At 59.0% G+C, this 14,278-nt stretch carries 12 protein-coding genes; 11 read left to right on the forward strand and 1 reads right to left on the reverse strand.

Translation table 11 applies throughout. The features are described 5' to 3' along the window. The 10 genes from ACIQYU_RS20535 to ACIQYU_RS20580 all read left to right on the forward strand — a co-directional run. Positions 1-4,683, forward strand: a 4,683-nt coding sequence (locus ACIQYU_RS20535; RefSeq protein ID WP_402801869.1) for an immunoglobulin-like domain-containing protein, incomplete at its 5' end; no start/stop codon positions are given. A 251-nt stretch (positions 4,684-4,934) separates the two neighbouring features. Beyond that, the gene (locus ACIQYU_RS20540; RefSeq protein WP_402801870.1) at positions 4,935-5,276 is read left to right on the forward strand and encodes a tryptophan synthase subunit beta; all 342 of its coding nucleotides are present in this window, start codon (positions 4,935-4,937) and stop codon (positions 5,274-5,276) included. Positions 5,277-5,474: 198 nt separating this feature from the next. Continuing rightward, entirely contained in the window at positions 5,475-6,374 is a 900-nt protein-coding gene (locus ACIQYU_RS20545; protein WP_233688039.1) for a TauD/TfdA family dioxygenase, read from the forward strand. An 18-nt stretch (positions 6,375-6,392) separates the two neighbouring features. Beyond that, positions 6,393-7,412: an ABC transporter substrate-binding protein gene (locus ACIQYU_RS20550; protein WP_207833030.1), complete on the forward strand. Its 1,020-nt coding sequence runs from the start codon at positions 6,393-6,395 to the stop codon at positions 7,410-7,412. Positions 7,413-7,418: 6 nt separating this feature from the next. Beyond that, positions 7,419-8,282 carry an ABC transporter ATP-binding protein gene (locus ACIQYU_RS20555; RefSeq protein ID WP_207833032.1) on the forward strand — a complete coding sequence of 288 codons (864 nt, stop codon included), beginning with the start codon at positions 7,419-7,421 and terminating at the stop codon, positions 8,280-8,282. A gap of 14 nt (positions 8,283-8,296) precedes the next feature. Further along, on the forward strand, positions 8,297-9,160 hold the full coding sequence (locus ACIQYU_RS20560; protein ID WP_207833033.1) for an ABC transporter permease: 864 nt from the start codon (positions 8,297-8,299) through the stop codon (positions 9,158-9,160). A 224-nt stretch (positions 9,161-9,384) separates the two neighbouring features. Further along, the gene (locus ACIQYU_RS20565; protein WP_207833035.1) at positions 9,385-9,873 is read left to right on the forward strand and encodes a type VI secretion system tube protein Hcp; all 489 of its coding nucleotides are present in this window, start codon (positions 9,385-9,387) and stop codon (positions 9,871-9,873) included. 9 nt (positions 9,874-9,882) lie between these two features. Then, a complete protein-coding gene (locus ACIQYU_RS20570) occupies positions 9,883-10,857 on the forward strand; it encodes a hypothetical protein (RefSeq protein ID WP_402801875.1) in 975 nt (324 codons plus the stop codon). Further along, positions 10,854-11,225 carry a hypothetical protein gene (locus ACIQYU_RS20575; protein WP_054573363.1) on the forward strand — a complete coding sequence of 124 codons (372 nt, stop codon included), beginning with the start codon at positions 10,854-10,856 and terminating at the stop codon, positions 11,223-11,225. Before ACIQYU_RS20570 ends, ACIQYU_RS20575 begins: the two co-directional genes overlap by 4 nt. Positions 11,226-11,972: 747 nt before the next feature. Then, positions 11,973-12,356 carry a hypothetical protein gene (locus tag ACIQYU_RS20580; protein ID WP_207833039.1) on the forward strand — a complete coding sequence of 128 codons (384 nt, stop codon included), beginning with the start codon at positions 11,973-11,975 and terminating at the stop codon, positions 12,354-12,356. Between the two features lie 143 nt (positions 12,357-12,499). On the opposite strand, the gene ACIQYU_RS20585 is transcribed toward ACIQYU_RS20580, so the two are convergent. Further along, on the reverse strand, positions 12,500-13,063 hold the full coding sequence (locus tag ACIQYU_RS20585) for a WYL domain-containing protein (RefSeq protein WP_207833041.1): 564 nt from the start codon (positions 13,061-13,063) through the stop codon (positions 12,500-12,502). A gap of 207 nt (positions 13,064-13,270) precedes the next feature. On the opposite strand from ACIQYU_RS20585, the gene ACIQYU_RS20590 reads away from it, so the two are divergent. Next, positions 13,271-14,065: a tetratricopeptide repeat protein gene (locus ACIQYU_RS20590; protein WP_402801878.1), complete on the forward strand. Its 795-nt coding sequence runs from the start codon at positions 13,271-13,273 to the stop codon at positions 14,063-14,065. The last annotated feature ends 213 nt before the right edge of the window (positions 14,066-14,278 follow it).

Below are 14,278 nucleotides of genomic sequence, written 5' to 3' on the forward strand. Positions count from 1 at the left end.
GACGAGCCGGGTACCCCGGGCAACGAAGGCGACCTGGTACAGGTCACCATCACTGCCGATCAGGCCTCGGTGGCCGAGAACGTCAATCCGACCTTCACCGTGCACATCAACCAGGCGCTGGCCCATGACCTGGTCGTGACCCTGAGCAACAATGCCCAGGTCACCATCAAGGCTGGCGAAACCAGTGCACCGTACACCCATGCGGCGCAAGGCGATGACGTCTACAACGATGCTGGCCAGATCAGCCTGGGCATCAAGTCCGCTGTGGACGTTGATGGTCGTACCTTCGAGAACCTGCAACTGGGCGGCGACGCTACGGTCCAAGTGACCGACACCACCGACGAAGTGGTGGCCAAGCTGACCGCCACCCCTTCGGTCACCGAAGGCGGCGAGATCACCTACACCATCACGCTGACCAACAAAGACGGCTTGCCGATCAACAATCACGGCGCGTTGACCTTCACGCTGAGCGATGGCAAGACCGTCATCACCGTGCCGGCCAACGGCACGACTGGTTCGGTCACCGTCACTGCCCCGGACAACGTCTACACCGGCGCCAACGACCCTGTGGTCAAATCGATCGGTTCGGTCACTGGCGCTGACGTGGGCAAGTTCGAGCAACTGACCCTGGACAAGACCCCGGTCAGCACCACCGTCACCGACGAACCTGGCTCGGGCACCCCGGGTACCGGCAACCAAGGCGACCTGGTGCAGGTCACCATCACCGCCGATCAGGCGTCGGTGGCCGAGAACGTCAAGCCGACCTTCACTGTGCACATCAACCAGGCGCTGGCCCATGACCTGGTCGTGACCCTGAGCAACAACGCCCAGGTCACCATCAAGGCTGGGGAAACCAGTGCACCGTACACCCATGCTGCGCAGGGCGATGACGTCTATAACGATGCTGGCCAGATCAGCCTGGGCATCAAGTCCGCTGTGGACGTTGATGGTCGTACCTTCGAGAACCTGCAGCTGGGCGGCGACGCTTCGGTTCAGGTGACCGACACCACCGACGAAGTGGTGGCCAAACTGACCGCGACCCCTTCGGTCACCGAAGGCGGCGAGATCACCTACACCATCACGCTGACCAACAAAGACGGCTTGCCGATCAACAATCACGGCGCGTTGACCTTCACGCTGAGCGATGGCAAGACCGTCATCACCGTGCCGGCCAACGGCACGACTGGTTCGGTTACCGTCACTGCCCCGGACAACGTCTACACCGGCGCCAACGACCCTGTGGTCAAATCGATCGGTTCGGTCACCGGCGCTGACGTGGGCAAGTTCGAGCAACTGACCCTGGACAAGACCCCGGTCAGCACCACCGTCACTGACGAGCCTGGCTCGGGCGTTCCGGGTACAGGCAACCAGGGCGATGTCGCCACGGTCGGCATCAGCGGCACCACGTCACTGACCGAAGGCGAAACCGGCCACTACACGCTGACCTTGAGCAATGCGTCCAAGGCCGAGGTCACGATCACCCTCAGCTACAGCGGCACCGCCAAGAATGGCGAGGACTTCACCGGTATCACCACTGTGAAGATCCCGGCCAACAGCAACGGCACCACGTTCGACATCGCGACCATCGACGACAAGCTGGTCGAGGGTATCGAGAACTTCACTGTGAAGATCGAAACCGCCACCGGTGGAGGCTTCGAGAACCTGAAGGTCGACAGCAACAATGCCAGCGTGACCACAGCCATCCTCGACAACGACCACCTGCCGGTTTCGCCTGGCGGTGCGGTGTTTGGCGTGGAAGACACCGCCTACGTGTTTGCCTGGAGTGACTTCAAAGTCACCGATGCCGACAGCAACACCGGCCTGTCCGTGACCATTACCTCGCTCCCGGCCGCCGGCAGCTTGCAGTTCTTCAATGGTACTGCATGGGTGAATGTGGCCGTCGGCCAAGTGGTCAGCCAGGCTGACATCACGGCCCAGAACCTGAAGTTCGTCCCGGCCCTCAACCAGTCGGGTGGGGACAGCTACGGTGGCAACGGCGTGGGGAACCAGCAGGCTGACTACGCGCAGTTCAAGTTCAAGCCGAACGATGGCACCAACCTGGGCAGCGAAGTGACCATGAAGGTCGATATCAGTCCGGTTGCAGACAAGCCGACCCTGAGCTTCGGCAGCGCAGATTTCGACTCCAAAGGCCTGACCAAGGAAGTCTGGACCAGCCTCAAAGGCCTGGGTACTGGTGGTAATGGTATTACCGGCGAAGACCTGAAGACGGTCTTTGCCAACTCCGGCAATGCCAACGCCAGCAGCACCACCACCAATGTGCAGTCCGATGGCAGCGTCGGCGCTGGCACCGGCTCGAAAACGTCGGGCCTGATTTATCTGGAAGCCGGCAAGACCTACACCTTCAGCGGGACCGCCGACGATAGCTTCGTGGTCACCATTGGTGGCAAGACCGTGGTCACGGCCACCTGGGGGGCCGGTGGCCAGATCTCGGGTACCTTCACCCCGAACAACAGTGGCTACTACCCGATCGAGGTCTACCATGCCAACCAGTCTGGCCCAGGCAGCTATGACCTGAACATCCAGGCAGGCTCGGGTGCGGTCACTGACCTGAGCAGCTCGAACCTGAAGATGTACCAAAGCGTGACCGAGATGGCCAACGCCGGCCTGGGCGTGTCCGACCTGCACACCGTCAATGGGCAGAGCTACTACGACGGCTACAAGTTCAATGAAGGGCCGGAAGGTGGTTCGGTGAAACTGGTCAGCATCTCTACCGCCCTGACCGACACCGATGGCTCCGAGAGCTTGAGCGTGACCCTCAGCGGTATTCCGAAAGGTACCGTGCTGAGCGATGGTGCAGGCCACACTGTCACGGTCGGTACTGGACCAGTCGATGTGACGGGGTGGAAACTGAGCAGCCTGACCTTGACTCCACCGGCCTATTACAAAGGTTCGTTCGACGTTACCGTCACCTCGGTTGCCACTGAAAGCCTGGGCGGTTCGGCCGTTACCACCGGCAACATCCCGGTGACCGTATACGCTGCGACCTACAAGGCCAGTGTCGGTACCTCGGGCAGCGATACGCTGAACGGCAGCGAAGGCAACGACATCATGGTCGCCGACGTGTCTGGCCTGAACGTGGTTCAGGGCAAGAACTACAACATTGCCTTTATTGTCGACAGCTCGGGCAGCATGAGTGACAAGTCGATTTCGGACGCGAAGACACAGCTGGCCTCGGTGTTCAATACGCTCAAGGCCAGCCTGGGCTCCGATACCTCGGGCACGGTCAACATCTTCCTGGTGGACTTCGATACCCAGGTCAAGCAGAACGTGGCGGTGAACCTTGCCGACCCGAATGCCTTGAGCAAGCTGCAGAACGTACTGAACTCCATGGCAAGCGGCGGCGGTACCAACTACGAAGACGCGTTCAAGGCCACGGCCAACTTCTTCAAGAGCGCCATGGCCAGCAGTAACGCCAATGCGGAGAACCTGACTTACTTCATCACTGACGGCAAGCCGACCTACTACCAGAGCGGGGAGAATACCAACCCGCGGCTGTGGACCAATGGCAAGTACCTGGATGACGTGGTCAACGTCAACAACTACAAACTTGGTGATACCTTCAGTGGCTGGGCCGACTCGACTCACAAAGTCGAGATCAGCAGCAGTGGCACGGTCAAGGTCCTGACCTACAGCGAGAACAAGAAAGGTGAGTTGGTACTTCAGTCCACCAGCACCGTCGGCACCCTGCATGCTCAGGGCGATGGCACCTACGAGTTCTCCAGCCTGGACGGTTCTGGCTACGGTGAGTATTGGAACTATCAGGAGTCGGCAGCAGGCACCACCGCGAGCTTCAGCTTGCTCGGTGGCGTCAACGGCGTGAGTAAAGTGCAGGCCATCGGCTTGAATAGCGATGTCACGCTGAACGATCTGAAGCCGTACGACTCCGCTGGCAAACCACAGGCAGGCATTGATCCGTCGGATCTGGCCAAGGCGATTCTCGGCCATTCCGAGGCGATTCTGCCGGGCGCTGACAGCATCGATGGTGGTAACGGCAACGACATCATCTTCGGTGACCTGATTACTCTCAACGGTGTCGTCAGTGAGGGCTATCAGGCGCTGCAGACGTACGTGGCGCAAAAGAGCGGTGTCGAAGCCAGTTCCATCACCACCAGTAATGTCCACCAGTACATTACCGAGCACTACACCGAGTTCGATATCTCCGGTGCCAACGACGGTAAAGACTTGCTGTCCGGCGGCAATGGCAACGACATCCTCTTCGGTCAAGGTGGCGATGACGTGCTTGATGGTGGCAAGGGTAACGACATCCTGCTGGGCGGTAGCGGCAAGGACACCCTGATCGGTGGCCAGGGCCACGATATCCTGATTGGCGGCAGCGGTTCTGATACCTTCGTGTGGAAGGCTGGCGATACCGGCAATGACGTCATCAAGGACTTCAACGTAGGCGAAAAAGACAAGATCGACTTGAGCGACCTGCTGCAGAACGAGAAGGGCAGCACCATCGACAACTACCTGAAACTCACGACGGTGGACGGTACGACGACGCTGCAGGTCAGCAGCGAAGGCAAGCTCAATGCCGAAGGTGGCCTGGCCAACGCCGACGTGACCATCAAGCTGGAAGGGGTGAACTGGTCCAACACCACGATCAACTCGTTGATCAGCGGTGCTGACCCGACCATCATCATCCACAACAAGGACAGCTGATTGCTCATGCGCTAGCGGGCTGCCCTGCAGCCCGATTGCCGGCAAGCCGGCTCCCACAGGTACTGTGCAGCTCCTGAGAGTTGTGCGGTACCTGTGGGAGCTTGCTTGCCGGCGATTGGCCTCTGAGCGGCCACGGCTCTTTCCTGACATCCTGCGACAGCGCATACTCTGGCGCCGGCCCTGCGTGCCGGGCGATCTTTGCCTATGCTGCTGTCTACTATCAAAGGACTAACGTGACGAGGGACACCGCCATGTTCTACGTGCAACGCGATGCCGCCGGCCAGTTGCGGCGGGTAGAAGCGGCCGCTTTCGACCAGTTCACCGAAATGCTTCCCGCTGACCATGCCGATATCCAGGAATGGTTTGCCGATGACATCGTGGAAAACAGCCTCAACCAGCTCAAGCAAAGCGACCTGGACATGATTCGCGTGCTCGAGGACCTGATCGACGTGTTGACCGCCAAAGGGGTGTTCAAGATCACCGACCTGCCCCCCGGTGCGCAGGCCAAGCTGCTTAACCGTTCTACAGCGCGCAAGGCGCTCAGCAGCCTGAACAACCTCATTGATGAAGAAGAGCAGGGCGGGCTGATCTGACTGCGCAACGCCCTTACAGCAGTGCTATGGTTATTCGTTAACGGTATTTAAAATATAACTCTTATGACTTTATAGTCACCTCCACTGCGTACCCGTCGACCAATCGATGCGCCGCACGACTTGAACCCACACGGGAAATCCCCGTGCGTTTCTGATCGTTGCGCGCCATTGAAGTCGCGCACTGCGTGGGAGTGAAAAATGTCAGCCGCCTCGAACGCCTTGTCGATCATCGACAGCGCCCAGCCGCAACGCTTCGAAATCCGCCCGTTCTCCGGTGCCGTAGGCGCCGAGATCATCGGCCTGGACCTGGCCAGACCGGTCAACGCCGAGGATTTCGCCCGTATCCATCGCGCCCACCTCGACCACCATGTGCTGGTGTTCCGCGACCAGCGCATCAGCCCCGACCAGCAGATCGCCTTCAGCCGCCGCTTCGGCCCATTGCAGATCCATGTGCTCAAACAGTTCCTGCTCGCCGGCCATCCCGAGATCCTGATCGTTTCCAACATCATCGAAAACGGCCAGAACATCGGCCTGGGCGATGCCGGCAAGTTCTGGCACTCGGACCTGTCGTACAAGGAACTGCCCAGCCTCGGCTCCATGCTGCATGCCCAGGAGCTGCCCAGTGAAGGCGGCGATACCCTGTTCGCCGACATGCACAAAGCCTGGGACGCCGTACCCGCGGCCTTGCGCAACGTGGTCGAGGGCCGCAGTGCCGCTCACTCCTACACCGCCCGTTACGCCGAGACCAAGTTCGAAGGCAACTGGCGCCCGACCCTGACCGCCGAGCAGCTGGCGCAGGTACAGGAAGTCATCCACCCGGTGGTCCGTACCCACCCGGAAAACGGCCGCAAGGCGCTGTTCGTCAGCGAAGGCTTCACCACCCGCATCGTCGGCCTGCCAGATGACGAAAGCCGCGACGTGCTGAAACAACTGTATGCCCTGAGCGTGCTGGAGCAGAACATCTACCGCCATCAGTGGCAGCCCCACGACCTGGTGTTCTGGGACAACCGCTCGCTGATCCACCTGGCCACCGGCTGCCCCGCACACCTGCGGCGCAAGCTGTACCGCACCACCATCCAGGGCGATGCCCCGTTCTGACGACTGAGGAAACCCATCATGCGTAAATCCATCAGCCGCCTGGCGGCAAGCATTGGCCTGGGCGCAAGCCTGGTCGTCGGCAGCCTGGCGGCCCCCGCCACGGCGCAAGCAGAAGGCAAGATTCGCATCGCCGAGCAGTTCGGCATTGTCTACCTGCTGCTGAACGTAGTGCGTGACCAGCATCTGATCGAAAAACATGGCAAGGAGCAGGGCATCGACATCGAAGTCGATTGGGCCCAGCTGTCGGGTGGTTCGGCCGTCAACGACGCACTACTGTCCGGTTCGGTGGACATCGCCGGCGCCGGCGTCGGCCCGCTGTTGACCGTGTGGGACCGCACCAAGGGCCGACAGAACGTCAAGGCCGTGGCCTCGCTGGGCAACTTCCCGTACTACCTGGTCAGCAGCAACCCCAACGTGAAGACCATTGCCGACCTCTCCGACAAAGACCGCATCGCCGTACCGGCGGTAGGCGTTTCGGTGCAGTCGCGCTTCCTGCAGTACGCCGCCGCCCAGCAGTGGGGCGACAAGGAATACAATCGCCTCGACAAATACACCCTGGCCGTGCCGCACCCGGATGCCACTGCCGCGCTGCTGGCCGGCGGCACCGAACTCAACGGGCACTTCTCCAACCCGCCGTTCCAGGACCAGGTGCTGGCCAACAAGAACGTGCACGTGGTGCTCAACAGCTACGACCTGCTCGGCCCCAACTCGCCGACCTTGCTGTTCGCCACCGAGAAATTCCGCAAGGACAACCCCAAGACCTACAAGGCCTTCGTCGATGCGCTGGCCGAAGCTGCGGACTTCGCCCAGAAGGACAAGGCGGCCGCCGCCGATACTTACATCCGCGTGACCAAGGCCAAGATCGACCGCGACACGCTGATCAAGCTGATCGACAACCCGCAGTACGAGTTCACCGTCACGCCAAAGAACACCTACAAGCTGGCCGACTTCCTCTATCGGGTAGGCGCCATCAAGCACAAGCCGGAATCGTGGAAGGACTACTTCTTCCAGGATGAACGCCCGCTGCAGGGGAGCTGACCGATCATGACCGCCCCATTGCCAGGCCACACGGCCAGCAACCTGAGCCGTGTCGCCACGCCGCCCTTGCTCAAGGTGGATAACCTCAGTCTCGAATACCGCACCGCGCAACGCGTGGTGCGGGCCACCCACCAGGTCAGCTTCGAAGTCGACCGTGCCGACCGTTTCGTGCTGCTCGGCCCCTCCGGCTGCGGCAAGTCCACCTTGCTCAAGGCCGTGGCCGGGTTCATCTCGCCTCAGGAAGGGCAGATTCTGCTGCAGGGCCAGCCGGTCAACGGCCCTGGCCCTGACCGCATCGTGGTGTTCCAGGAGTTCGACCAGCTGCCGCCGTGGAAGACGGTGAAGCAGAACGTCATGTTCCCGCTGCTGGTGTCGGGCCAGCTGAAACGCGCCGAAGCCGAGGAGCGGGCATTGCACTACCTGGAAAAAGTCGGCCTGGCAGCCTTCGCCGATGCTCACCCGCACACCCTGTCGGGCGGTATGAAGGCGCGCGTGGCGATTGCCAGGGCCTTGGCCACGCAGCCGAAGATCCTGCTGATGGACGAACCGTTCGCGGCACTTGATGCGCTGACCCGACGCAAGATGCAGGAAGAATTGCTGCTGCTATGGGAAGAGGTGCGTTTTACCCTGCTGTTCGTTACTCACTCCATCGAAGAAGCACTGGTGGTCGGCAACCGCATCCTGCTGCTGTCGCCCCACCCGGGGCGGGTGCGCGCCGAAGTGCACAGCCACCAGTACGACCTGGGCAGCCTGGGTGGCAGCGACTTCCAGGCCAGTGCCCGGCGCATCCACCGTTTGCTGTTCGATGAGGCGGATGCGCCTGAACAGCCCGACGATCTTGGTTTCAACGATATCCGCATCGCCTACTGACAGGAGCTTCAGCCATGACCACTACACCTGTACGCCAGGAATACGAGGTGCAGCTGGAGCCCCTGCTCAGTGTGCCTTTGGAGCGCCAGCTACCGCTGGCGCAACGCCTGTGGCAGCACAGCTGGCTGCGCAAGGCGGTCATCCTGCTGGTGATCGCCGTGCTGTGGGAGGCCATCGCCCGTTACCAGGGCAACGATCTGTTGCTGCCGACCTTCCTGCAGACGGCCACGGCGCTGTGGGACGGACTGGTCAGCGGTGAGCTGCCGGCCAAGGTCGGCGTGTCGCTGGTGATTTTGCTCAAGGGCTACCTGCTGGGGATCATCCTGGCCTTCGGCCTCACCAGCTTGGCGGTGTCGACCCAGCTTGGGCGCGATCTGCTGGGCACGCTGACCTCGATGTTCAACCCGCTGCCGGCGATTGCCCTGTTGCCCCTGGCCTTGCTGTGGTTCGGGCTGGGTGACAACAGCCTGATCTTCGTGCTGGTGCACTCGGTGCTGTGGGCGCTGGCGCTGAACACCTATGCGGGCTTTCTTGGCGTGTCGGAAACCTTGCGCATGGCCGGGCGCAATTACGGCCTGAAGGGGCTGCGGCTGGTGCTGCATATCCTGGTGCCGGCGGCGCTGCCGTCGATCCTGTCGGGGTTGAAGATCGGCTGGGCGTTCGCCTGGCGCACACTGATCGCTGCCGAGCTGGTGTTCGGGGCCAGCAGTGGCAAAGGCGGGTTGGGTTGGTACATCTTCCAGAACCGCAACGAGCTATACACCGACAAGGTGTTTGCCGGGTTGGCGGTGGTGATCCTGATCGGCTTGCTGGTGGAAGGGCTGGTGTTCAATACCCTGGAGCGGTTGACCGTTCGCCGCTGGGGGATGCAGCGCTGACGCGCATGTGCTTGGTTGGCCCGATCGTCGGCTTGCCGGTGATCGGGCTGATGTTGTCGGCCCAAATGGCGTAACTCTGAAACACTTTCAAATATCTTCAAGCCGACTTGTCGCATAACTTGTAAGAAAATTCCTAATTTAGCATCGATCTCCGTAGAACGATTGCGTTGGAGTTTCTCCGAGCCTAGCCTGTTCCGCTCAATCGTTTACAAGGAACAGTAACCATGGCTTTCGACGCTTATATTCAAATCGCGGAAATCGCTGGCGAAGCAAAGGACGAGCAGTACAGCAACTGGATCGAAATCCTCGGCTACACGTTCGGCAGCAGCCAAAGCGCCTCCGCCACCGCCAGTTCCGCAGGCGGCGCCACTTCCGGGCGCACCACCCTGAGCAACCTCACCTTCACCAAGAACCTGGACAACGCCAGCTGCAAACTGCTCGAAGCCAGTTGCGCCGGGCAGCACCTGAAAGAGGTGAGGCTGGTCGTTTGCCGCGCTGGCGGCGATAAACTCAAGTACTACGAAGTGGTGCTCGAAGAAGTGATCATCGCCGACTACGCACAAAGCGCGCATGCCGGCGTACCGACTGAAATCATTCAGCTCGACTACGGCCGTATCAAGACCACCTACACCCGGCAGCAGCGTGTCGATGGTAGTGCCGGCGGCAATGTGACCGGTGGCTGGGACCGGATTGCCAACAAGAAGTTTGCGTGAGGACCGACCATGTCCGAGGCACGCAGCTTTATAAATCCCAAGGCGCAGAATTACGCGACCCTGAAGAACGATACACCGATGAACGCCAACCAGCAGGCCAAGTTCGATGTGCTCAATGGGCATATCGTCAACACCGTGGTCTTGGCCGGCGAACTGGTGATCGTCGGTGACCCCGATACTTCTTCCTGCACCAGCCATGAAGCCTTTCTCATGGGCAAGGCGGCTGGCATCCACCGCGACATCATGCTCAACGGGGGCGGTGTTGACGGTTTCATGCTGGATAACTTCGAGATGCTGCAAAGTCTACTGGCCCATGCATCGATGGGGGCAGGGGCAGCGAGCGATGGCTGGGCCAGGTATCTGGATGCAATCAAGAAGACGCTGGAACAGATCGAGCAACTGCACCGCGAGCATATGAGTGGTGGTGCGTTCAGGGCGCGAGAAGAGTTCTATGCCAAGCGTGTGGAGCTGTTCAGGACGTTGGACGAACAGCTGGGGAGGACCGCCGCCTATGGCTCGGGTCTACGAAATCAGGGATCGATCAAGCGGATGCTGCAGCTTTCCACCAAGCGTTATCTGAATGCTGGGGAGATATCCGGGTATGCAGAGAAGGTAACGGGGGTGGCGAAGGCTGCGAGTCTGATCAAGAAAGGGGCTTACATCGGGGTTGCGTTGGATGTAGCCGCTACTGGGCTGGAAATTAAAAAAGCTTGTACTCTGGGGCGGGAGGAGGAGTGTGCCAGAGCTAAGTACGTAGAAGGTGGTTCTCTGTTATTAGGTTTGACTGGAAGTAGTATTGGGGGCGCTTATGGCGGTGCAATCGCCACCGGGGCATGCGCGTTTGTGCTAGGAATTACAACAGGTCCTGGCTCTTTGGTTTGCGGAGTGGTCGGCGGGGCGGTTGGGGGAGCAGTCGGCGGCGAGATCTTTGGGGGATGGGGTGAAATTGCAGGTGATTTCCTATATCGCAAGGTTTCAGAATGACTATGTTTGAGCCTGGCCTGATTGTCTTGATGATCTTTGGCTTGGGAGTAATAACTCTGCTTGTCCTAGTTTATGTTGCTTATGCATGTTTAGATAGGGCTGAATCCCTTTTGGAGAAGTCTAGATATATACAGGGCGTTAAGGAAGGCTTTTTTCATGCTGGTATGCCGGGTAAGGTTTTACGTGTGTGCAGTATTGCCTTTCTTTTGACAATGCCAGGCCCCTACGTACAGCGTGGACTAGCAAACTCCGACGAGATAAAGAGATTTCCGAGGTCGCTGAGATTTTTGTTAATTGGGCTATGGCTAGCGTTGACGATTGAAGTCTTAGCTATGCTGGCGTTTCAGGCTTGGCTTTATTATGTTTGAATTGCCTTGAGTGGCAGTCGTAAGCTCTTTGGGCCTGAGAGACTTTGTGAGGGGAAAAGGGCTGGTTGATGCTCCAGAGGTACGAGCAGTAACTGAGTACATCGAAAGGCTACTGATTTCGCTGTGGCTCACGAACCTTGTCGTTGTCAGCATTTTGCATATGGGTAGGGGCTTTACGAAACTGATTGCCAGGCGACCACTCCTACGGCGATTTGCAATAATTTACGGTGAGTAATAAAGCGTGAGCAGTCTTGAGATGAATGTGGTCGCGATTTGTTTTTTCTGCTTGGGTATGGTTGCGCTTTTAGTGAAAATATATGTCGCCATAAGATATCTTGATGAGATTGAAGGGCTACTATCAAAAAGCGGTTTTGTATCGGGGAATAGGAAGCTTTATTTACACGCAGGCATCATCGGTAAGATTATGCGTATCTGTACCATATCAACACTTCTGAGCACGCCATACCTATTTGCTCGCAAGGGATTGGTTGACGAGGCGCAACTGCAGAACTTTCCGACGCGTATGAAAAGACTGCTTATAGTAACGTGGTGCACAATGTGTATTTCTTCAGTCGCATTCCTCGCGCTCGGGTCTTTTTAAGAAAGTGTTTGGAGGAAGCGCGCAGGCTACAGTGTGATGCGCGGTGCTCAATTTCGCCTTGCCTGAGGAAGCTTGCCGGGAAGATGGGAGCAACACGGTTGTTGGTTTGACCAGCTTGGGAGGCGAGTGTGTGGAAAGAGGATTGAATGAAATCGACAGTTGAAGTAATAGGAATGTCCATGTTGTTGATCTGGATAATGATCAGTGTGGGTATTATGATTTACCTAGCCTGCCGATATCTTGATTTGGTTGAATCGAACCTGTCGGGATGCAGTTATGTACGAGATAATCGGTTAAGTTTCTCATCAGCGGGTTTGCTAGGTAGAGTGTTGCGCATCTGTCTGGCCGCAAATATGCTTATGATGCCCGGTGTCTTTGTTAGCAAAGGTGTTGCGGATGCTTCCGAAATATTGCGCTTTCCAAAGGATCTGAAAATTAAAATTCTAGTTTCGTGGGGAGGGCTAATGACTTCTACGGTTATTTTTGTTGTTGCCCATAATGTTCTGAAGCTTTTAAGCTTGTCCAGTTGATTCTGTCGGCTTAATTTATTATTAATTGGAGGGGTAAAGTGCCACTTTGCTATAAGCGGCTTGTGCTCTACTTTCATCTCGCAATTGCAGGCCAGGTTCTTAGCCATGGGAAATCGAGACTTGCTGGTGGGTGAGCCTTAAGCTCAATGGCCATCCTGATACTGTGCAGCCGCTTCAACGAGTGTCCTGGCAATCTCCATGCGTAGCTGGCTGGGCTGCTCGATCACCACGCCTGCTCCCTGGCTCAGCACCCACCAGCGCAACCCCCAGCCATCTTCCACGGTGGCCCGCAGCCGATGGCCATGCTCCAGCGCTGTCAGTTGCATATCGACACTCAACGGCGCTTCGCGCAGCTGTCGGGCCAGCAGGTCGCTGACCCAGGCCTGTAGCTCGACCCCTTCACCTTGCGCCGGCTGCAGCGAACCACCGCGCAAAAAGCCCTGCAGATCGAAATTCCCACGCAACTCGCCAGCAACGTTCGCCGACCAGTGCCAGCCAAACGGAATGCTCTTGTCATTGCGCTCCAGTGGAAATATCAGCGACAGCTCATTGAGGTCGCGCTCGACAGTGCGTTTGCTGACAGTGAAGCCCACGTCACGCAGGCGCCATACCAGCTCGGCGCTGGTAATACCTGGGGAACGGCTGGGCAGCTGGCGCAGCAGCGCCCACTGCCGGCTGAGGGTGGCGCGAGTGGTGGCGAACGGCAAAAGATAACGTCCTTGTCTAGGCTTGCCGCAATAGGATGGCGGCAGGCGTGGGTCATGGCAATTGGCCACAGCCTGCTCAGATCAAGTAAGTCGCATTTGGTTGCCTGGTGCCGAATCGTTCGCGACAGGTTTTGACGCTACGTCACGCAGAATCACGCCTCATCACAGCCAAAGGTTGGGGCTGTGTGTCGTTCAATGAGGATGAACATGTCTGCTGCCAGCAATATCCATTCGCTGCTTGCCCGCCTTTTGCCCGAGCGGGTCATTGCCCCACCGGCCGCTGTCGGGAGGCGACAGCGACTGTTTGTCGGGATAGGGATGCCCAGTCAGCGTTCGCTGCTGGTCAGCCGCCTGGACGAAGCCAGCGACCTGCAGGCGGTGTATGTCGACCTGCGCCGCCAGGCCTTGCAAGGCAACGTGGCGGCGCTCAACGACCTTGGCTGGATCTGGCTCAACGGCAAATACTGGCGTGCTGACACCGTGTTGGCCGGCCACCTGTTGCGCATGGCGGCCCTGCAGGGCAATGCGGCGGCGTGGTTCAACCTTGGGCAGCAACATTACTTCGGCAAAGGCATCGAGCCCTCTTACGTGCAGGCGGCGGAGTGCTACCGGCAGGCGTTCGAGCGGGGCATGCTGCATGCTGCTGCCGCGCTGGGTGACCTGTACGAGGAAGAGGTGTGTAACGGCGGCCAGCAGTGGCAGGTCGACCTGGTGCAGGCTTACCAGTGGTTCCTGCGCGGGGCCGAGCGGGGCGAGGCACGCTGCCGTTTCGAGGTGGGTTACCGGTTGATGCACGGGTTGTACGTGGAGGCTGATCTCAAGGCTGCGTTGTACTGGCTGGAGCTGGCGGCAGCGGCGGGGGTGGTGCAGGCGGCCGAGGAGCTGGCGGTGCACTTCAGCAGCGGCGACGCGGTACGGTACCAGGAGTGGCGGGATCGGGCGGTGCAGATGGGCAGCACACTGGCCTTGACCATGAAGCTGGAAGACCAGATACAGCCCTGAATTTTCTGTTGCCTGTACCGACCCTTTCGCGGGCTCGCCCGCTCCCACAGGGATCGCACAAATTTCAGGTCCTGTGAGATCCCTGTGGGAGCGGGCAAGCCCGCGAAAGGGCCAGTACAGACAGAAGCATGAACAACATTTCACCCAAGCTATCCGTCACCCCAGGTTGACGACTGGGGTAGGCACAGGCGTATATTGATAGTTAGCAAACTA

Source organism: Pseudomonas sp. NPDC096925 (genome assembly GCF_044762545.1).
In the GTDB taxonomy this organism is placed as follows: domain Bacteria; phylum Pseudomonadota; class Gammaproteobacteria; order Pseudomonadales; family Pseudomonadaceae; genus Aquipseudomonas.